Source organism: Streptomyces sp. NPDC043878, from assembly GCF_056435735.1.
The window spans coordinates 20350-39086 of record NZ_JBWKDW010000025.1 but is presented as its reverse complement, the minus strand read 5'-3'; the positions used below and the strand labels follow the sequence as shown (position 1 = coordinate 39086).

General features: G+C 72.3%; 16 protein-coding genes. 10 read left to right on the top strand and 6 right to left on the bottom strand.

The genetic code is table 11. The features are described from left to right. Positions 1-22: 22 nt before the first annotated feature. Positions 23-1663 carry an ABC-F family ATP-binding cassette domain-containing protein gene (locus tag AC07AZ_RS29450; RefSeq protein ID WP_478853016.1) on the top strand — a complete coding sequence of 547 codons (1641 nt, stop codon included), beginning with the start codon at positions 23-25 and terminating at the stop codon, positions 1661-1663. A gap of 584 nt (positions 1664-2247) precedes the next feature. On the opposite strand, the gene AC07AZ_RS29445 is transcribed toward AC07AZ_RS29450, so the two are convergent. From AC07AZ_RS29445 to AC07AZ_RS29435, 3 genes are all read right to left on the bottom strand, one after another. After that, positions 2248-4644 carry a Tex family protein gene (locus tag AC07AZ_RS29445; RefSeq protein ID WP_478853014.1) on the bottom strand — a complete coding sequence of 799 codons (2397 nt, stop codon included), beginning with the start codon at positions 4642-4644 and terminating at the stop codon, positions 2248-2250. Positions 4645-5032: 388 nt separating this feature from the next. Further along, a complete protein-coding gene (locus AC07AZ_RS29440; protein WP_478853012.1) occupies positions 5033-5902 on the bottom strand; it encodes an SCO6745 family protein in 870 nt (289 codons plus the stop codon). Further along, complete coding sequence (locus tag AC07AZ_RS29435) at positions 5899-6669, bottom strand: enoyl-CoA hydratase/isomerase family protein (protein ID WP_478853010.1); 771 nt, start codon at positions 6667-6669, stop codon at positions 5899-5901. The genes AC07AZ_RS29440 and AC07AZ_RS29435 overlap by 4 nt, the downstream gene beginning before the upstream one ends. 144 nt (positions 6670-6813) lie before the next feature. On the opposite strand from AC07AZ_RS29435, the gene AC07AZ_RS29430 reads away from it, so the two are divergent. Further along, positions 6814-7503, top strand: coding sequence for an HdeD family acid-resistance protein (locus AC07AZ_RS29430; protein ID WP_478853008.1), 690 nt, complete (start codon positions 6814-6816; stop codon positions 7501-7503). 175 nt (positions 7504-7678) lie between these two features. Continuing rightward, positions 7679-8188 (top strand): ATP-binding protein, encoded by a 510-nt coding sequence (locus AC07AZ_RS29425; RefSeq protein ID WP_478853006.1) that lies wholly within the window; start codon positions 7679-7681, stop codon positions 8186-8188. 3 nt (positions 8189-8191) lie between these two features. Here AC07AZ_RS29425 and idi read toward each other — a convergent pair whose 3' ends face one another. The 3 genes from idi to galE form a co-directional block, all read right to left on the bottom strand. Beyond that, positions 8192-8785 (bottom strand): isopentenyl-diphosphate Delta-isomerase, encoded by a 594-nt coding sequence (idi, locus tag AC07AZ_RS29420; protein WP_478853004.1) that lies wholly within the window; start codon positions 8783-8785, stop codon positions 8192-8194. A gap of 229 nt (positions 8786-9014) precedes the next feature. After that, entirely contained in the window at positions 9015-9953 is a 939-nt protein-coding gene (locus tag AC07AZ_RS29415; protein WP_478853002.1) for a cation diffusion facilitator family transporter, read from the bottom strand. Between the two features lie 144 nt (positions 9954-10097). After that, positions 10098-11069: a UDP-glucose 4-epimerase GalE gene (gene galE / locus AC07AZ_RS29410; RefSeq protein ID WP_478853000.1), complete on the bottom strand. Its 972-nt coding sequence runs from the start codon at positions 11067-11069 to the stop codon at positions 10098-10100. A 278-nt stretch (positions 11070-11347) separates the two neighbouring features. On the opposite strand from galE, the gene AC07AZ_RS29405 reads away from it, so the two are divergent. From AC07AZ_RS29405 to AC07AZ_RS29375, 7 genes are all read left to right on the top strand, one after another. Then, positions 11348-13144, top strand: coding sequence for a DUF5941 domain-containing protein (locus tag AC07AZ_RS29405; RefSeq protein ID WP_478852998.1), 1797 nt, complete (start codon positions 11348-11350; stop codon positions 13142-13144). Further along, positions 13141-13893, top strand: coding sequence for a phosphocholine cytidylyltransferase family protein (locus AC07AZ_RS29400; RefSeq protein ID WP_478852996.1), 753 nt, complete (start codon positions 13141-13143; stop codon positions 13891-13893). The genes AC07AZ_RS29405 and AC07AZ_RS29400 overlap by 4 nt, the downstream gene beginning before the upstream one ends. Next, the gene (locus AC07AZ_RS29395; protein ID WP_478852994.1) at positions 13881-14942 is read left to right on the top strand and encodes an iron-containing alcohol dehydrogenase family protein; all 1062 of its coding nucleotides are present in this window, start codon (positions 13881-13883) and stop codon (positions 14940-14942) included. The genes AC07AZ_RS29400 and AC07AZ_RS29395 overlap by 13 nt, the downstream gene beginning before the upstream one ends. Next, positions 14920-15699 carry a CDP-alcohol phosphatidyltransferase family protein gene (locus AC07AZ_RS29390; RefSeq protein ID WP_478852992.1) on the top strand — a complete coding sequence of 260 codons (780 nt, stop codon included), beginning with the start codon at positions 14920-14922 and terminating at the stop codon, positions 15697-15699. The genes AC07AZ_RS29395 and AC07AZ_RS29390 overlap by 23 nt, the downstream gene beginning before the upstream one ends. After that, positions 15696-16580, top strand: coding sequence for a glycosyltransferase family 2 protein (locus tag AC07AZ_RS29385; RefSeq protein WP_478852990.1), 885 nt, complete (start codon positions 15696-15698; stop codon positions 16578-16580). The genes AC07AZ_RS29390 and AC07AZ_RS29385 overlap by 4 nt, the downstream gene beginning before the upstream one ends. 96 nt (positions 16581-16676) lie before the next feature. Continuing rightward, a complete protein-coding gene (locus AC07AZ_RS29380; protein ID WP_478852988.1) occupies positions 16677-17606 on the top strand; it encodes an ABC transporter permease in 930 nt (309 codons plus the stop codon). Then, a complete protein-coding gene (locus AC07AZ_RS29375) occupies positions 17599-18378 on the top strand; it encodes an ABC transporter ATP-binding protein (RefSeq protein WP_478852986.1) in 780 nt (259 codons plus the stop codon). Before AC07AZ_RS29380 ends, AC07AZ_RS29375 begins: the two co-directional genes overlap by 8 nt. Positions 18379-18737: the final 359 nt, after the last annotated feature.

The window sequence follows — 18737 nt, the reverse complement described above, 5'->3', positions numbered from 1 at the left end:
GGCCGTTAGGATCGGCGGTCTGATGACTGCCACCCTCGTCGCGAAGAACCTCGCCGCCGGCCACGGCGACCGCTCCCTGTTCACCGGCCTCGACCTCGTCGTCGCGCCCGGCGACGTCATCGGGCTGGTCGGAGCCAACGGCGCCGGCAAGTCCACGCTGCTGCGGCTGCTCGCCGGCCTGAGCACCCCGGAGGAGGGTGAGCTGCGGCTCTCCCCGCCGACGGCCACCGTCGGCCACCTCCCGCAGGAGCCGGAACGCCGACCGGGCGAGACCGTGCGGGACTTCCTCGCCCGCCGTACCGGCGTCGCCGAGGCGCAGCGGACGATGGACGAGGCCACCCAGGCCCTCGTCGACGGCGCGCCCGGCGCCGACGACGCCTACGCGACGAGCCTGGAGCGGTGGCTCGACCTGGGCGGCGCCGACCTCGACGAACGCGCCGAGGAGGTGGCCGCCTCGCTGGGCCTGGCCGTCGGCCTGGAGCAGCCGATGACCTCGCTCTCCGGCGGTCAGGCCGCCCGGGCCCAACTCGCCTCGCTGCTGCTGTCCCGCTACGACGTCTTCCTGCTGGACGAGCCGACCAACGACCTCGACCTGGACGGCCTGGAACGCCTCGAACGCTTCGTGAGCGGCCTGCGCGCCGGCACGGTCGTCGTCAGCCACGACCGCGAGTTCCTCCTCCGCACCGTCACCAAGGTCCTCGAACTCGACCTCGCCCAGGGCGAGATCAACCTCTACGGCGGCGGCTACGCGGCCTATCTGGAGGAGCGGGAGGTCGCCCGCCGGCACGCCCGCGACGACTACGAGGAGTACGAGGGCAAGAAGGGCGCCCTCCAGGACCGGGCCCAGATGCAGCGCTCGTGGATGGACAAGGGCGTCAAGAACGCCCGCCGCAAGGCGAACAACGACAACGACAAGATCGGCCGCAAGTTCCGCAGTGAGGCCAGCGAGAAGCAGGCCGCGAAGGCGCGCCAGACCCAGCGCATGATCGAACGCCTCGACGTCGTCGAGGAGCCCCGCAAGGAGTGGGAGCTGCGCATGGAGATCGCGGCGGCACCGCGATCCGGCGCGGTGGTCGCGACCCTGCGCGACGCCGAGGTGCGGCACGGCGACTTCGTGCTCGGCCCGGTCTCGCTCCAGATCGACTGGGCGGACCGGGTGGCGGTGACGGGAGCCAACGGCGCCGGCAAGTCGACCCTGCTCGGCGCCCTCCTCGGACGCGTCCCCCTCACCGCCGGTACGGCCGCCCTCGGCTCCGGGGTCCTGGTCGGGGAGGTCGATCAGGCCCGCGCGCTCTTCTACGGCTCCGAGTCCCTGCTGGACGCCTTCGGCGCGGCGGTGCCGGACACCGAGCCGGCCGAAGTACGCACCCTGCTCGCCAAGTTCGGCCTCAAGGCGAACCACGTCCTGCGCCCGGCGGCCACCCTCTCCCCGGGCGAACGCACCCGGGCCGCGCTGGCCCTGCTCCAGGGCAGGGGCGTCAACCTGCTGGTCCTCGACGAGCCGACCAACCACCTCGACCTGCCGGCGATCGAACAGCTGGAGGCGGCCCTCGACACCTACGAGGGCACGCTGCTGCTGGTCACCCACGACCGGCGGATGCTCGACGCGGTGAGCGTCACCCGCCGCCTGGAGGTCGCGGACGGCAAGGTGACCGAACGCTAGGCACGGGATCGCGTCGCGACCGACAGCACCCCACCCGGAAGCACCCTCGCGCCGTGTCGGGGGCCCCGCGCCGCGCCGGGCACTCCTGCGCCGCGTGGGGGACCCCCGCACCGCGTCGGGGACTCCCGCCCCGCGTTGGGCACTCCCGTGCCGACCCGGGGACCCCCGCGCCGCGTCGGGCGTCCCGCGCCGGGCGCCGCCGAGAACCCGTACCGGATGCCGCCGGGGCCCGCCGGTGGCTCCGTGGGCGTCTGTTCGGGGCGCCCACGGTCGAGGTGCCGTCACTCGTGTGGTCGGGCCGCTCCGGGGCGGCCGGGCGTGCCGGTCGCGCCGGAGCGGCCCGGCAGCATGGCGGAGCAGCAGCGCGCACCCCGCGAGCGCCACCGAACCGCTGTACGCGCGCTGGATTCCCCGCCGGGCCCGCCGGGTCGGCGTGCTGTCACCTGGGCGTACGGGAGTGGCTCACGGCGCCCGGTGCGGTATGCGGCCGGGCCCGCCGGGTCGCCGCTGCGGCGGGTGGGCCGGGGGACGCCCGCCGCAGCGTGCCGGCGTCCACGCGGCCCGGCCGCCCCGGACCGCACCGCTCAGCGCTTGCCCTTCTTCGGGTCCAGCAGACCCGCCCGGCGCAGTGCGTCGGCCATCGCCCCGTTGGCCGGCGCCGCAGCCTGACGGGAGCCACCGCCGCCACCCCCGCCGCTCGCGCCACCGCCGCCCGCGGGCCGGCCCTGCCGCTGCTGGGGCGGCCGTCCGCCGCGCTGCCTGCGCTCGCCTCCGCCGCCCTGCTGCTTCTCCGCAGGCTGCGCCTCGTCGTCCAGGCGCAGGGTCAGCGAGATCCGCTTGCGCGGGATGTCGACCTCCAGCACCTTGACCTTGACGATGTCCCCGGACTTCACCACGTCCCGGGGATCCTTCACGAACGTCTTCGACATCGCGGAGACGTGCACGAGTCCGTCCTGGTGGACGCCGACGTCCACGAACGCGCCGAAGGCGGCCACATTGGTGACGACGCCCTCCAGCACCATGCCGGAGGCCAGGTCGGAGATCTTCTCCACGCCGTCCTTGAAGGTGGCCGTCTTGAAGGCGGGCCGCGGGTCACGCCCCGGCTTCTCCAACTCCTTCAGGATGTCGGTCACGGTCGGCAGACCGAACTTCTCGTCCACGAAGTTCTCGGCCCGCAGCGAGCGCAGCACGCCCGTGTTGCCGACGAGCGAGGCCACCTCCTGACCGGAGGTCTTCACCATCCGCCGTACGACCGGGTACGCCTCCGGGTGCACGCTGGAGGCGTCGAGCGGGTCCTCGCCGCCCCGGATGCGCAGGAAGCCCGCGCACTGCTCGTAGGCCTTCGGCCCGAGCCGCGCCACGCTCTTCAGCTGGGTGCGGGACCGGAACGGCCCGTTGGCGTCGCGGTGCGCCACGATGTTCTCGGCGAGCCCGGAGGTGATGCCGGAGACCCGGGACAGCAGTGGGGCGGAGGCGGTGTTGACGTCCACGCCCACGCCGTTCACACAGTCCTCGACGACCGCGTCCAGCGAGCGGGACAGCTTGAGCTCGGACAGGTCGTGCTGGTACTGGCCGACGCCGATGGACCTAGGGTCGATCTTCACCAGTTCCGCGAGCGGGTCCTGCAGCCGGCGCGCGATGGAGACGGCGCCGCGCAACGACACGTCCATGTCGGGCAGTTCCTGCGAGGCGAAGGCGGACGCCGAGTACACGGAGGCGCCGGCCTCCGACACCATCACCTTCGTGAGGTTCAGCTCCGGGTGCTTGGCGATGAGTTCACCGGCGAGCTTGTCCGTCTCGCGGGACGCCGTGCCGTTGCCGATCGCGATCAGCTCGACCGCGTGCTCCTTCGCCAGCCGCGCCAGCCGGGCGATCGCCTCGTCCCACCTGTTGGCCGGGACGTGGGGGTGGATGACGTCGGTGGCGACGACCTTGCCGGTCGCGTCGACCACGGCGACCTTCACACCGGTACGGAAACCGGGGTCCAGGCCCAGCGTCGCGCGGGTGCCGGCCGGCGCCGCGAGCAGCAGGTCGCGCAGGTTCGTCGCGAAGACGCCCACCGCGTCGTCCTCCGCCTTCGTGCGCAGCCGCAGCCGCAGGTCGATACCGAGGTGCACCAGGATGCGGGTGCGCCATGCCCAGCGGACCGTGTCCTTCAGCCACTTGTCGCCGGGACGGCCGCGCTCGGCGATGCCGAACCGGTGCGCCACGATTCCCTCGAAGGAGGACGGACCGTCAGTCGGCTCCTCGGGTTCCAGAACGAGGTCGAGGACCTCCTCCTTCTCACCCCGCAGCATGGCGAGCACCCGGTGCGAGGGCAGCTCGGTGAACGCCTCGGCGAAGTCGAAGTAGTCGGCGAACTTCGCCCCCGCCTCCTCCTTGCCCTCGCGCACCTTGGCGGCCAGCCGCCCCCGTACCCACATCCGCTCACGCAGCTCGCCGATCAGGTCGGCGTCCTCGGAGAACCGTTCGGTGAGGATCGCCCGCGCGCCGTCCAGCGCGGCCTGCGGGTCCGCGACGCCCCTGTCCGCGTCGACGAACGCGGCGGCCGCGGCGAGCGGCTCGACCGAGGCGTCGGTGAGCAGGCCCTCGGCGAGCGGTTCGAGCCCCGCCTCCCGCGCGATCTGCGCCTTCGTGCGCCGCTTGGGCTTGTACGGCAGGTAGATGTCCTCCAGCCGCGCCTTGGTCTCGGCGGCCCGGATCCGGCCCTCCAGCTCCTCGGTGAGCTTGCCCTGCTCGCGCACCGAGTCGAGGATCGCGGTACGCCGGTCCTCCAGCTCCCGCAGATACCGCAGCCGCTCCTCCAGCGTGCGCAGCTGCGCGTCGTCGAGCAGCTCGGTGGCCTCCTTGCGGTAGCGGGCGATGAAGGGCACTGTCGAACCGCCGTCGAGCAGCTCCACGGCAGCCCTGACCTGCCGCTCACGGACGCCGAGTTCCGCGGCGATCCTGCCTTCGATGGACCCTACGAGGGGTGTCGTCACGCCCGTACCGCCTTCTCACTGAGGTTGCGCGGCAATTGTGGCAGGTGACACCGACAGCCGTGGCAGGGCGCACCCGGCGGCGGTGCGTGGGCGGGGTTGGCCCCGCGTCCGCGCGGAGCCCGGGGCACCGCCGTACAACCGGACAACGGCGTCCGGCCATCGCCCCGGCGACCGCCCTTCGCCCCGCTCAACGGCTTCCGGCCACCGCGCCGGACGACGGCTTCCGGCCACCGCCCCCCTCAACGGCGACCGGCCACCGCCCAGGTCAACCACCCCGGGATGCCCGCGCCCGCACACCCGCGCCCGCGCGCCGGGCGCCCGCGCTCGCACACCCTCGCCCGCGCCAGGACGCCCGCGCCCGACAACCGCCCCCGGCCGCCCCCGTACCTCAGCCCTTCCCCACCAGGTCGACCGGGTAGGCGCCCGCCGCGAGGGCTGTGCCCGCGAAGGAGCGGGCCAGGTCCGTCAGGCGGGCGACGCCCGGTGCCCCCAGGTGCTCGTAGGGAGCCCGGTCGAGTACGTCGGTGCGGTGCTCGATCTCCTCGCGCAGCGCGCGGCCCGCCTCCGTGAGGTCGCCCTCCTGGTCGAGCAGCCCGCGCTCACGCAGCCGTCCGGTCGCCGCGTCCCAGTCCTCCTGGTTCCAGCCGCGGGTGCCGAAGACCCACTTAGGTGTCATGCCCCTGCCGGTCGCGGTGTGGGTCACCACCGCTTCCAGACCGTCCAGGTCCGCCGCGATCAGGGCGGCCAGATGCCCGTCGCCGCGGTGCTCACGCAGCAGCGTGGTGGCGTGCCAGTAGGCGAGGTGCGGCTCCTCGGGGACCGGCAGGTCGGCGTGGGCGGCGTACAGCGGGCGCCCACTGCGCGAGCACGCCTCGGCCGCGCGCAACGCCAGTTCCGCGGCCTCGGCCATCTCCGGGCAGGTCACCGTCTCCTCGCCGAGCAGGCGGCGCAGCGAGGCGTCGACGGCCCGGATACGGGCCGCCAGCACCTGCCGGGGCTCGGCGGTCTCCCACACCGCGGGGACGTGCCGGGCCACGAGCTCGTACTTGTAGTTGTAGAACGTGGCCGTCACCGCCCCGGCGCCGACCGGTCCGAGGGCGGCCGACCGCACCGCGAAGTTGACGGCGCGGGGGCTGGTGACCCCGAGAGCACCCAGTTCGGCGCCCAGCTCGGGGGCGAAGTAGTGGGTGGCGTGCAGCGAGTTGAGCGCGTTGTGGCAGCGGCGACCGGAGCGCGGGTCGAGAGCGGCGGTAGTCATGCCCCGTACGATACCGACTGGTCGGTAACCGTCCAGGTGAACCGGGGCCGCCGTCGCTCCAGGAACGCGCCCACGCCCTCCGCCGTGTCGCCGCTGCCGGCGGCCTGAGCCGCCCAGTAGGCGTCGCGGTCCGCGCGCCCGTCGGCGAACTCCTTCGCCGCCGCCTGCGTCAGCTGCGAACGGGACACCAGGACCCGGGTGAACTCCGCGACCCGCGCGGCCAGCCCGCCGGCGGGCACCACCTCGTCCACCAGACCGGTGGCGAGCGCCCGCGACGAGTCGATCAACTCGCCGGAGAACAGCAGGTACTTCGCGGTGGCCGGACCCACCAGCGACACCAGCCGCCGGGTCGAGGACGCCGGATACACGATGCCGAGCTTGGCCGGGGTCACCCCGAACAGCGCGCCCTCCTCCGCGAACCGCAGATCGCAGGCCGCCGCGAGCTGGGACCCGCCGCCCACGCAGTGTCCGCGGATCGCCGCGAGCGCCGGCTTCGGGAAGGCGGCGAGCGCCTCCTCCGCGTCCACGGCCAGCCGCTGCGCCTCCCGCGGCGATCCCCGCAGCGTGGAGATGTCCGCCCCGGCGCAGAACGTCGTCCCCTCCCCGGTCAGCACCAGCGCCCGGACGTCCGGATCGGCGGCCAGCGCGTCGAGCAGCGGCGGCAGCGCCCGCCACATCGCGGCCGTCATGGCGTTGCGCTTGGCCGGATGGTGGACGGTGACGGTGGCCACCGAGTCGGTGACGCCGTGCAGCAGCTGGGGCTCCATGCGCCGGATGCTTCCACCCGCCCGGTGGCCGATCAAGAAGCCGCCGGTGAGAGTTACGGAACAGCGGGCAGAGGGGACTAGGAGCGAGCGGAAGGGGCCGGCCCGACACCAGGGAGGTGCCGGCCCGACGACGAGGAGGCGCTGATGTCCACCAAGCCCGAGGACGAGGCGGCGAAACTGCACCGCGGCTTCGGCTGGCTCGCGGCCCTGGGAATCGTCCTGGTCCTCGCCGGTCTCGTCGGGCTCGTCTACACCGCGGTCGCGACCCTGACCTCCATGCTGCTGTTCGGCTGGCTGCTGCTGATCGGCGGCGCCGTCGGCCTGCTGCACGCCGTCCAGGCCCGCGGCAGCAACTTCTTCTGGCTCGGTGTCATCGTCGCGGCCCTCAACATCGCCGCGGGCGTGGTGGTGATCAGCAGGCCCGACGCGGCCGCGGAGACGCTCACCATGTTCGCCGCCCTGCTCTTCCTCACCGGCGGTCTGTTCCGCCTGGTCGGCAGCCTGGTGGTGCGCGGTTCCCAGTTCGGCTGGACCCTGATGCTGGGCGCCTTCGACCTTCTGCTGGGCATCCTGGTGCTGGCCGACTGGCCGAGCAGCAGCCAGTACGTCATCGGCTCCTTCTTCTCCCTCGCCCTGCTCTTCGACGGGCTCGGCCTGATCGCGACCGGGTTCGGCGGCCGGCGCATCGTCGGCATGGTCACCGACCGGCTGGCCGCCGCCGAGGACGCCCCGGCCGTACCGGAACGGGGCGGCGCCACGGCGGACCAGGGGGTCACGCCGGGCGGGGGCACCGCGGTCGACCAGGGAGTCACCAAACCCGTACAACCCGAATAGTTCGCCGAATCGGCATAAGCGGGGACAGGAGCGGTCGCGAAGCCGACCGCTTCGCAATGCTCTGGTCGGAAGCGCTCGATAGTTGCTGACTTCTGTTCAGTCATCCGGTGCGAAGCGGGTCGTTACCAACACTCGACGTGTGGTGACAATCGAGCGCGAGGGTGGCGAACGGACAATGGACGATCATGGGCGCGGGCCCGCCCCACGCCCAGCAGGTGGCGAAGCCGAGCCCGCCCCGCCGACGCCACCGGAGCCGCTGCCGTACGAGGGTGTGTGGCGGTTCACCGCCCCCGCCGCCGACGCCTCGGTCCCGCAGGCCCGGCACGCCGTGCGGGACCTGCTGCACCGGCAGGGCGTACCGGTCTCCGAGGACCTGACGCAGGGGATTCTGCTGATCGTCTCGGAGCTGGTCACCAACGCCGTCCGGCACGCGGCGCTGCTGTCGCCGGTGCTCGCCGTGGAGGTCGCCGTGGGCGCCGAGTGGGTACGGGTGTCCGTCGAGGACAACCACCCCTACCGCCCCACCGCTCTGGAGGCCGACCACGGCCGGACCGGCGGCCGCGGCCTGCTGCTGGTGCGCGAGATCACCCGGGAGGCGGGTGGGGTGTGCGACGTGGAACACACGTCGGGCGGCGGCAAGGTGATCTGGGCCGCCCTGCCGCTCAGCTCCGCGCGCGTCCGGTAGGACTCACCAGCCGGTCGACGCCCCCGTGAGCTCACGGACCGCGGGCCGGGCCGCGTCCAGGACGGTCATGAACCACGCGGAGAAGGTGTCCTTCGCGTGCCGCTCCGCGAGCTCGGCGGCGGTCACGAACGCCGTCGCGCCGACCTCCTCCGGGTCCGCCCGCGGCGGCGACTGCACGAGTCCGACGTAGAGGTGGTTGTACTCCTGCTCGACCAGGCCCGAGGCCGGGTCCGGGTGGTTGTAGCGGACCGTGCCGGCCTCGGCGAGCAGCGAGGGGGAGACCCCCAGCTCCTCGTACGTCCGCCGGGCCGCGGCCGCGAAGGGCGCCTCACCCGGGTAGGGGTGGCCGCAGCAGGTGTTGGACCACACACCGGGGGAGTGGTACTTGCCCAGCGCCCGCTGCTGGAGCAGCAGCCGGCCGCGCTCGTCGAAGAGGAACACGGAGAAGGCGCGGTGCAGCTGCCCCGGCGGCTGGTGGGCGGCGAGCTTCTCGGCGGTGCCGACGGTCACACCGTTCTCGTCGACCAGTTCCAGCAAAATCGCGTCCACGGTGCCGTTCGACGAACTGTGCGTCGCGGTGGCAGGTGTGATCGGCATACCCATCCTTCGCATCGGTCTTCGCGCCCCAAGTCTGCCGTACGAATCCGGCACTCCCGGCACTTCGCGGCGCCCGCATGTCCCGAGCGCGTCACCGGCCGGGCACGCGCGGTGGCGGCCCGGTAGGTGATCGTGCCCTGCGGGGCGCACGGGGAACCGTCCGCGGCGGGGCCGTGGGCTCAGGGACGCGCCCGCGCGCCGGACGGGTGCGTTCCGCGCCCCGCCTGCCTCAATGGCACAGACGTGCCTCGTGTTCCGCGTGCCCGCCCGGTTCCAGCTGGAAGGTGCAGTGCTCCACGTCGAAGTGGTCGCCGAGGCAGCCCTGGAGTTCGTGCAGCATCTTCTCGTGACCGATCGCGTTCAGCACGTCCGAGCGCACCACGACATGGGCGGACAGGACCGGCATCCCGGAGGTGATGGTCCAGGCGTGCAGGTCGTGGACGTCCTCGACGCCGTCCAGGGCCAGGATGTGCGCCCGGACGTCCGCCATGTCGACGTCCCGGGGCGCCGCCTCCAGCAGGACGTCCAGGGTCTCGCGCAGCAGCTTGACGGTGCGCGGCACGATCATCAGACCGATGACCAGCGAGGCGATCGGGTCGGCGGCCTGCCAGCCGGTGGTGAGGATCACCGTCGCCGAGATCAGCACCGCGACCGAGCCCAGCGCGTCCGCCGCCACCTCCAGGAACGCGGCCCGCACGTTCAGGCTGTCCTTCTGGCCGCGCACCAGCAGGGACAGCGACACCATGTTCGCGACCAGGCCGATCAGCCCGAACACGATCATGAGCCCGCCCTCGGTGTCGGCGGGCGTCACGAACCGCTGCACCGCCTCGTAGAGGACGTAACCGCCGACCACCAGCAGCAGCAGGCAGTTGGCGAGGGCGGCGAGGATCTCCGCCCGGGCGTACCCGAAGGTGCGGTTGCCGGTCGGCGGCCGGTTCGCGAAGTGGATCGCGAGCAGCGCCATGCCGAGGCCCAGCGCGTCGGTCGCCATGTGCGCCGCGTCCGCGACCAGGGCGAGCGAGTCGGCGACCACACCGCCGACGATCTCCACCACCATGACGCCGAGCGTGATCGACAGCGCGATCCGCAGCCGGCCGCGGTACGCCGCGGTCGCCGTACCGCCGGCCGGCGGGCCGTGCGCGTGCCCGTGATCGTGACCGGACCCCATGAAAGCCGCCTCCTGTGTCGCCCCGGATCAGTGAACTACGGCCGGGGGGTATCGGGCAACGCGGCACTGAATACCGTTGTCATGTGCCCTGACCTGCGGAAACGACCGGGCAGGTCAGAGCCGTCGCGGGTGCGCCGACAAGGGTCAGCCGCCGTGCCGCGACTGCCAGCCCCGCCAGGCGGAACGGACCATCTCGGGCACCCCGCGCCGGGCGCTCCAGCCGAGCTCCGCGGCGGCCCGGGCGGCCGAGGCGACCGCGCGGGGCGCGTCCCCGGGCCGGCGCCCCTCGACCAGCGCGGGCCGCCGGTCCCCGGTGACCTCGCCGATGAGGGTCACCAGTTCGCGTACCGACACTCCCTCGCCGCGGCCGATGTTCACCGTCAGGTCGCCCCGGGCGTCCCCGCCGGCCAGCCGCCTGGCCGCCGCGAGGTGCGCCTCGGCCAGGTCCGCGACGTGGATGTAGTCACGGACGCAGGTGCCGTCCGGCGTCGGGTAGTCGTCGCCGAAGATCCGCGGGGCCTCGTCGCGGGTGAGCCGGTCGAAGACCATCGGGACGATGTTGAAGACACCGGTGTCGGCCAGTTCCGGGGCGGCCGCGCCGGCCACGTTGAAGTAGCGCAGGCACACGGTCGAGATGCCGTGGGCCCGGCCCGCCGCCCGCACCAGCCACTCCCCGGCGAGCTTGGTCTCGCCGTACGGGTTGACCGGCGCGCAGCGGGTGTCCTCCGTGATGAGATCCACGTCGGGGTTGCCGTAGACGGCCGCCGACGAGGAGAACAGGAACCGTTCGATCCCGGCCCCGGCCGCGGCCTCCAGCAGGGTCGCGAGGCCGCCCACGTTCTCCCGGTAGTAGCGCGTGGGCTGCGCCACGGACTCGGCGACCTGCTTGCGCGCGGCGAGGTGCACCACCCCGGTCACCGCGTGCTCGGCCAGGACCCGCTTCAGCAGGCCGCCGTCGAGCGAGGAGCCGTGGATGAGCGGGACGTGCGCCGGGAGCCGCGAGGCGATCCCCGCCGACAGGTCGTCCAGGGCGACGACACGCTCGCCGGCGTCGGCCATGGCCCTCGCCACATGGGCCCCGATGTATCCGGCACCGCCGGTGATCAGCCAGGTCATGGTCGCCCACCCTATGCCGAGGCCGCGGGGACCGGCACAATGTCCCCGGATGTCCGGGCTTGGGGGCGCGGTTTGTGGGCCGGGGCCCGGATCACCGATGATGATCGCGGCAGGGGCTTGGGCGAACCACGTCGATCGGACCGCTGAACAGGCGGTGAACACGGGCTTCCGGGCATCCGATAGCCTCTGCCGACATGCCGCCCGGCCGTCACCGGCACGGTGCGCCCCACCACGCAGACGACCGGCGCCAGGCGTCGGCACCCAGGGAGTGAGTTCGGTTGTCGACCGCCATCCTCACCGGTCAGCCGGTCCCCGGATCGTCGATCGAGGGTGACCTGCGGTCCCTCGGCTTCGACGTGACGGTCGCCGTCGACGCCGCCGACGCGGAGGCACTGCTCGCCCGGGTGCCCGCCGACGAACGGGTCGCCGTCGTCGACGCCCGCTTCGTCGGCCACCTGCACGCGCTGCGCCTCGGCATCACCGACCCCCGCTTCGCGCTCGCCGCGGTGCCGGGCGCGGTGACCGCCCGGCCCGAGGGCCGGCAGGAGCTGACCCGCGCCGTGGCCCGGGAGAACTCCGCGGGCGGGGGCACGGCCCTCGCCGTCGACAGCCTCGCCGACCGCATAGTCACCGCCCTGGAGGCCGACGGCGCCGACGTGCACCGTCCCGAGCTGGGCAGCCTGGTCGCCGCCGTGCCCGATGACCCGCAGGCCCGCAACGAGGCACGGCAGGCCGTGGCCGACGTCGACGACGAGGCCGTACGCCTCAAGTCGGCGGTGAAGGCCCGCGACGGCTTCTTCACCACCTACTGCGTCAGCCCGTACTCCCGTTACCTCGCCCGCTGGTGCGCACGGCGCGGACTGACCCCCAACCAGGTCACCACCGCCTCGCTGCTCACCGCGCTGATCGCGGCGGGCTGCGCGGCCACCGGCACCCGCGCCGGGTTCGTCGTCGCCGGCGTCCTGCTGATCGCCTCGTTCGTGCTCGACTGCACCGACGGACAGCTCGCCCGCTACTCCCTGCAGTACTCCACGCTCGGCGCCTGGCTCGACGCCACCTTCGACCGGGCCAAGGAGTACGCCTACTACGCCGGCCTCGCCCTGGGCGCGGCCCGGGGCGGCGACGACGTGTGGGCCCTCGCGCTCGGGGCGATGATCCTCCAGACCTGCCGGCACGTCGTCGACTTCTCGTTCAACGAGGCCAACCACGACGCCACCGCCAACACCAGCCCCACCGCCGCGCTCTCCGACAGGCTCGACAGCGTCGGCTGGACGGTCTGGCTGCGCCGCATGATCGTCCTGCCGATCGGCGAACGCTGGGCGATGATCGCCGTCCTCACCGCGTTCACGACCCCACGCATCACCTTCTACGCGCTGCTCGCCGGCTGCGCCTTCGCCGCGACGTACACCACGGCCGGCCGTGTCCTGCGCTCACTGACCCGCCGGGCCACCCGCACCGACCGGGCGGCGCGGGCACTGGCCGACCTGGCGGACAACGGGCCCCTCGCCTCGTCCGTGGCGAGGGTCACCCGGGCCCGCCTCGGTGCACCGCTCCTGGTGGCGGCCGCCGGTACGGCGGTCCTCGCCGTGGCCCTCTTCTCCGGCGTGACCTGGGCCCCCGTCGCCGGCGCCGTCGTCTACGCCGTCACCGCCGGCCAGGCGCTGTACCGTCCCCTCAAGGGCGCCCTCGACTGGCTGGTTCCCCCGCTGTTCCGGGCCGCCGAATACGGCACGGTCCTGGTACTGGCAGCCCGAGCGGACGTGAACGGGGCGCTTCCTGCGGCTTTCGGGCTGGTGGCCGCCGTCGCCTACCATCACTACGACACGGTGTACCGCATCCGCGGCAACGCCGGAGCGCCGCCGGCCTGGCTGGTGCGTTCCATCGGGGGACACGAAGGACGGACGCTGGTCGTCACCGTCCTGGCCGCGGCACTCACCGCCGCGCAGTTCACGGTCTCGCTCACGGTCCTCGCCGTGGCCGTCGCCCTGGTGGTGCTCGTCGAGAGCATCCACTTCTGGGTGTCCGCCCACAAGGGCGGCGCACCCGCCGTACACGATGAAGGAGAACCCGCATGATCGGCCTCGTGCTGGCGGCCGGCGCCGGACGGCGTCTGCGCCCCTACACCGACAGCCTTCCCAAGGCACTGGTGCCGGTGGGGCCCGCGGGTATAGAGGACAGCATCACGGTCCTGGACCTGACCCTCGGCAACTTCGCCGAGATCGGCCTGACCGAGGTCGCGATCATCGTCGGCTACCGCAAGGAGGCCGTGTACGAGCGCAAGGCCGCCCTGGAGCAGAAGTACGGCCTCAAGCTCACCCTGATCGACAACGACAAGGCCGAGGAGTGGAACAACGCCTACTCCCTGTGGTGCGGCCGCGACGCCCTCAAGGACGGTGTGATCCTCGCCAACGGCGACACCGTGCACCCGGTCTCCGTCGAGAAGACGCTGCTCGCCGCCCGCGGTGAGGGCAGGAGGATCATCCTCGCCCTCGACACCGTCAAGCCCCTCGCGGACGAGGAGATGAAGGTCGTCGTCGACCCCGCCAAGGGCATGACGAGGATCACCAAGCTGATGGACCCCGCCGAGGCGACCGGCGAGTACATCGGCGTCACCCTCATCGAGGGCGACGCCGCCCCCGAACTGGCCGACGCGCTGAAGACGGTCTGGGAGAGCGACCCGCAGCAGTTCTACGAGCACGGCTACCAGGAACTGGTGAACCGGGGCTTCCGGATCGACGTGGCGCCGATCGGTGACGTCACGTGGGTCGAGATCGACAACCACGACGACCTCGCCCGGGGACGGGAGATCGCGTGCCGGTACTGACCAGGCTCATCCCCACGCCGGTCGTCGTCGACATCCGCCCGGGTGCCCTCGACGACCTGGCCGGGGTGCTCGCCGACGAGCGCGTCTCGCACTCCGGCAAGCTCGCCGTCGCGGTCAGCGGCGGCTCCGGAGCCAGACTGCGCGAGCGCCTCGCCCCCTCGCTGCCCGGCGCCACCTGGTACGAGGTCGACGGCGGCACCCTCGACGACGCGATCCGGCTGGCCGGCGACATGAAGGCCGGCCACTACGACGCCGTCGTCGGCCTGGGCGGCGGCAAGATCATCGACTGTGCCAAGTTCGCCGCGGCGCGCGTCGGCCTGCCGCTGGTCGCCGTACCGACGAACCTCGCGCACGACGGCCTGTGCTCACCGGTCGCCACCCTCGACAACGACGCCGGCCGCGGCTCCTACGGCGTGCCCAACCCGATCGCCGTGGTCATCGACCTCGACGTCATCCGCGAGGCACCGGTCCGCTTCGTGCGGGCCGGCATCGGCGACGCCGTCTCCAACATCTCCGCGATCGCGGACTGGGAGCTCGCCAACCGCGTCAAGGGCGAGAAGATCGACGGCCTCGCGGCGGCGATGGCCCGGCAGGCCGGCGAGGCCGTGCTGCGCCACCCCGGCGGCGTCGGCGACAACGACTTCCTCCAGGTGCTCGCCGAGGCGCTGGTCCTCAGCGGCATCGCCATGTCCGTGTCGGGCGACTCCCGTCCGTGCTCCGGCGCCTGCCACGAGATCAACCACGCGTTCGACCTGCTCCACCCCAAGCGCGCGGCCGCCCACGGCGAGCAGTGCGGCCTGGGCGCGGCCTTCGCGATGTACCTGCGCGGGGCGCACGAGGACTCGGCCCACATGGCCGGGGTACTGCGTCGGCACGGCCTGCCGGTGCTGCCGGAGGAGATCGGCTTCACGACGGACGAGTTCGTCCAGGTCGTGGAGTACGCCCCCCGGACGCGCCCAGGCCGCTACACGATCCTCGAACACCTCGACCTCACGACCGAACAGATCAAGGACATCTACGTCGACTATGTCAAGGCCATCGGTAGCTGAACTACGACCGGTCGTCCACCCCGCGGGGGTCAAGGACCGGCGCAGCGGTGAGCACTGGGCGGGACGCCTCTACATGCGTGAGGTGTCCCTGCGCATCGACCGCTACCTGGTCGACACCAGGATCACGCCCAACCAGCTCACGTATCTGATGACCGTCTTCGGCGTTCTCGCCGCCCCGGCCCTGCTGGTGCCGGGGATCGCGGGCGCCGTGCTCGGCGTGGTGATGGTCCAGCTGTACCTGCTGCTCGACTGCGTGGACGGCGAGATCGCCCGCTGGCGGCAGCAGTTCTCGCTCGGCGGGGTCTACCTGGACCGCGTCGGCGCCTACCTGACCGACGCGGCGGTGCTCGTCGGTCTCGGGCTGCGCGCCGCCGACCTCTGGGGCTCGGGCCGGATCGACTGGCTGTGGGCCTTCCTCGGCACCCTCGCCGCGCTCGGCGCGATCCTGATCAAGGCCGAGACCGACCTGGTGGGCGTCGCCCGCCACCAGGTCGGGCTGCCCCCGGTCAAGGAGGCGGCGTCCGAGCCGCGCTCCTCCGGGATGGCGCTGGCCCGCAGGGCCGCCTCCGCGCTCAGGTTCCACCGCCTGGTGCTCGGCATCGAGGCGTCCCTGCTGATCCTGGTCCTCGCGATCGTGGACCAGGTGCGCGGCGACCTGTTCTTCACCCGGCTCGGTGTCGCGGTGCTGGCCGGCATCGCGCTGCTGCAGGCGGTCCTGCACCTGGTGTCCGTCATGGCCTCGAGCAGGCTGCGATGAGCGCCCGTACGAAGGTCGGCGCGGTCGTCATCACCATGGGCAACCGCCCCGACGAACTCCGCGCCCTGCTCGACTCGATCGCCAAGCAGGACGGCGACAGGGTCGAGGTCGTCGTCGTCGGCAACGGCTCGCCCGTCCCCGACGTCCCCGAGGGCGTCCGCACCGTCGAGCTGCCGGAGAACCTGGGCATCCCCGGTGGCCGTAACGTCGGCATCGAGGCCTTCGGCCCCGGCGGTCGCGACGTCGAGATACTCCTGTTCCTCGACGACGACGGACTCCTCGCCCAGCACGACACGGCCGAACTGTGCCGCTCGGCCTTCGAGGCCGACCCGCGGCTCGGCATCATCAGCTTCCGCATCGCCGACCCCGACACCGGGGTCACCGCGCGCCGCCACGTGCCCCGGCTGCGCGCCGCCGACCCGATGCGCTCCTCCCGGGTCACCACCTTCCTCGGCGGCGCCAACGCCGTCCGTACGAAGGTCTTCGCGGAGGTCGGCGGACTCCCGGACGAGTTCTTCTACGCCCACGAGGAGACCGACCTCGCCTGGCGGGCCCTCGACGCCGGCTGGATGATCGACTACCGGTCCGACATGGTGCTGTACCACCCCACGACGGCGCCCTCGCGGCACGCGGTCTACCACCGCATGGTCGCCCGCAACCGCGTCTGGCTCGCCCGCCGCAACCTCCCCGCGCTCCTGGTCCCGGTCTACCTCGGCGTCTGGCTGCTGCTCACCCTGCTGCGCCGCCCCTCACGCTCCGCCCTGCGGGCGTGGTTCGGCGGATTCCGGGAAGGCTGGACCACACCGTGCGGACCGCGCCGCCCGATGAGGTGGCGCACCGTGTGGCGCCTGACCCGGCTGGGCCGGCCCCCCGTCATCTGACAAGCTCGTGTCCGAGAGCAGGCGGGCCCCACCAGGGCCCCAGGCTCACGCCATGTCCGCGCAGGCCGGGCATCTCGAAGACGAAAGTTTCCACTAGTGAGTGAGACAACGCACGACGGCACGGTCGCGGTGAACGCGTTCGCGTCGCCCGACGAGGGACTCACAGCGAGCCGGCTCGCCGCCAAGTACGGGCTGACCGTGAGCGGGGCCCGGCCGTCCCTCACCGCGTACGTCCGTCAGCTCTGGGACCGGCGTCACTTCATCCTCGCCTTCTCCCGGGCGAAGCTGACCGCCCAGTACAGCCAGGCCAAGCTCGGCCAGCTGTGGCAGGTGGCCACCCCGCTGCTGAACGCGGCCGTGTACTTCTTCATCTTCGGCGTCATCCTGAACGCCAGCCGCGGCATGTCGAAGGACGTGTACATCCCCTTCCTGGTGACGGGCGTGTTCGTGTTCACCTTCACGCAGAGTTCGGTCATGGCGGGCGTACGCGCGATCTCCGGCAACCTCGGCCTGGTCCGCGCCCTGCACTTCCCGCGGGCCTCGCTGCCGGTGTCCTTCGCGCTCCAGCAGCTCCAGCAGCTGCTGGCCTCGATGCTCGTGCTGTTCGCCGTGGTGATCGGCTTCGGCAGCTACCCGGACCTGTCCTGGGCGCTGATCGTCCCGGTGCTCGTGCTGCAGTTCCTCTTCAACACCGGGCTGGCGCTGATCATGGCCCGCGCGGGTGCGAGGACCCCGGACCTGGCGCAGCTGATGCCGTTCGTGATGCGTACCTGGATGTACGCGTCCGGAGTGATGTTCTCCATCCCGATCATGCTGGCGGACAAGCCGCAGTGGCTGGCGGACGTCCTGCAGTGGAACCCCGCCGCGATCTACATGGACCTGATGCGCTTCGCCCTCATCGACGGCTACGGCCCGGAGAACCTGCCGGAGCACGTCTGGGCGGCGGCGGCGGGCTGGGCCGTCCTGTTCGCCCTCGGCGGGTTCGTGTACTTCTGGAAGGCTGAGGAGAGGTACGGCCGTGGCTGAGGACAGGACCGACGGGCACATCCCCACCGTCATCGCGGACGAGCTGCACATCGTCTACCGCGTCAACGGCGCCAAGACCGGCAAGGGCAGCGCCACCGCCGCCCTCAGCCGCATCCTCAAGCGCGGTGAGGAGCGCGGTGTGCGCAAGGTGCACGCCGTCAAGGGCGTCTCCTTCGTGGCCTACCGGGGCGAGGCGATCGGCCTGATCGGCTCCAACGGCTCGGGCAAGTCGACCCTGCTGCGCGCCATCGCGGGCCTGCTGCCGGCCGAGAAGGGCAAGGTCTACACCGACGGCCAGCCCTCCCTCCTGGGCGTCAACGCGGCCCTGATGAACGACCTCACCGGCGAGCGCAACGTCATCCTGGGCGGGCTGGCCATGGGCATGTCCCGCGAGGAGATCAAGGAGCGCTACCAGGAGATCGTCGACTTCTCCGGCATCAACGAGAAGGGCGACTTCATCACCCTGCCGATGCGCACCTACTCCTCCGGCATGGCGGCCCGGCTGCGCTTCTCCATCGCCGCCGCCAAGGACCACGACGTCCTCATGATCGACGAGGCCCTCGCCACCGGCGACCGCAACTTCCAGAAGCGCTCCGAGGCGCGCATCCGGGAACTGCGCAAGGAGGCCGGCACGGTCTTCCTGGTCAGCCACAACAACAAGTCGATCCGGGACACCTGCGACCGCGTGCTGTGGCTGGAGCGCGGTGAGCTGCGCATGGACGGCCCCACCGACGAGGTGCTCAAGGAGTACGAGAAGTTCACCGGCAAGTAGACGCAACCGCGCGGGGCCCCGCCGGAACTGTTCCGGCGGGGCCCCGCGTCTGCAAAGGAAACGTCAACTTCGGGCGGCCTTAGGAATCTTGGCGCCAATCGGTGTGTTGTTGTGATGTGCAGAACACCCCAGCACACCTGGTTGCGTTGTACAACGTAAACTGTACCGGCCCCGAAAGGCGGCAATCGGGGCGATACTGCGCGACACCCTCTGCCGGGGCGGCCGTGCGCGGAGCCGGGCGGCGTGTCCGAAATAGTGTGCGTTGGGTCGGCAGTGTAGAACGGGAGATGTGACGGCAATGGCTACGGAGACTCCCCTGCTTCACGCAGCATGTGCCGTCCCCGCCCCGGGCAGTCAGC

What these genes read in the sequence shown, in the direction of transcription:
- AC07AZ_RS29400 (WP_478852996.1), top strand. Translation starts at nt 13,141, where the DNA reads ATGATCGGCCTCGTGCTGGCGGCCGGCGCCGGACGGCGTCTGCGCCCC.
- AC07AZ_RS29450 (WP_478853016.1), top strand. Translation starts at nt 23, where the DNA reads ATGACTGCCACCCTCGTCGCGAAGAACCTCGCCGCCGGCCACGGCGAC.
- AC07AZ_RS29430 (WP_478853008.1), top strand. Translation starts at nt 6,814, where the DNA reads ATGTCCACCAAGCCCGAGGACGAGGCGGCGAAACTGCACCGCGGCTTC.
- AC07AZ_RS29390 (WP_478852992.1), top strand. Translation starts at nt 14,920, where the DNA reads ATGTCAAGGCCATCGGTAGCTGAACTACGACCGGTCGTCCACCCCGCG.
- AC07AZ_RS29435 (WP_478853010.1), bottom strand. Translation starts at nt 6,669, where the DNA reads ATGGAGCCCCAGCTGCTGCACGGCGTCACCGACTCGGTGGCCACCGTC.
- galE (WP_478853000.1), bottom strand. Translation starts at nt 11,069, where the DNA reads ATGACCTGGCTGATCACCGGCGGTGCCGGATACATCGGGGCCCATGTG.
- AC07AZ_RS29440 (WP_478853012.1), bottom strand. Translation starts at nt 5,902, where the DNA reads ATGACTACCGCCGCTCTCGACCCGCGCTCCGGTCGCCGCTGCCACAAC.
- idi (WP_478853004.1), bottom strand. Translation starts at nt 8,785, where the DNA reads ATGCCGATCACACCTGCCACCGCGACGCACAGTTCGTCGAACGGCACC.
- AC07AZ_RS29415 (WP_478853002.1), bottom strand. Translation starts at nt 9,953, where the DNA reads ATGGGGTCCGGTCACGATCACGGGCACGCGCACGGCCCGCCGGCCGGC.
- AC07AZ_RS29385 (WP_478852990.1), top strand. Translation starts at nt 15,696, where the DNA reads ATGAGCGCCCGTACGAAGGTCGGCGCGGTCGTCATCACCATGGGCAAC.
- AC07AZ_RS29425 (WP_478853006.1), top strand. Translation starts at nt 7,679, where the DNA reads ATGGACGATCATGGGCGCGGGCCCGCCCCACGCCCAGCAGGTGGCGAA.